Source organism: Pseudomonas sp. PDM30, from assembly GCF_019218985.1.
In the GTDB taxonomy this organism is placed as follows: Bacteria; Pseudomonadota; Gammaproteobacteria; order Pseudomonadales; family Pseudomonadaceae; genus Aquipseudomonas; species Aquipseudomonas jessenii.
Genome location: NZ_JAHUWM010000029.1, coordinates 1 through 344, shown reverse-complemented (window position 1 = coordinate 344; position 344 = coordinate 1). Strand labels below are relative to the sequence as shown.

General features: G+C 53.5%; 2 tRNA genes and 1 rRNA gene. All 3 read left to right on the top strand.

What is annotated here, in order from left to right:
• Positions 1 to 63 (top strand): 16S ribosomal RNA (locus tag KW840_RS28330); the annotation flags it as partial.
• A gap of 81 nt (positions 64 to 144) precedes the next feature.
• Positions 145 to 221, top strand: a tRNA-Ile gene (locus KW840_RS28325).
• Between the two features lie 30 nt (positions 222 to 251).
• A tRNA-Ala gene (locus KW840_RS28320) sits at positions 252 to 327 on the top strand.
• Positions 328 to 344: the final 17 nt, after the last annotated feature.

Here is a 344-nt window from a genome sequence, read left to right as displayed (position 1 = left end):
ATGACTGGGGTGAAGTCGTAACAAGGTAGCCGTAGGGGAACCTGCGGCTGGATCACCTCCTTAATCGACGACTCAGCTGCTCCATAAGTTCCCACACGAATTGCTTGATTCATTGAAGAAGACGATAAGAAGCAGCCCGAAATTGGGTCTGTAGCTCAGTTGGTTAGAGCGCACCCCTGATAAGGGTGAGGTCGGCAGTTCGAATCTGCCCAGACCCACCAATTTTGTGTGGGAAACGCCTGTAGAAATACGGGGCCATAGCTCAGCTGGGAGAGCGCCTGCCTTGCACGCAGGAGGTCAACGGTTCGATCCCGTTTGGCTCCACCACTACTGCTTCTGATTGT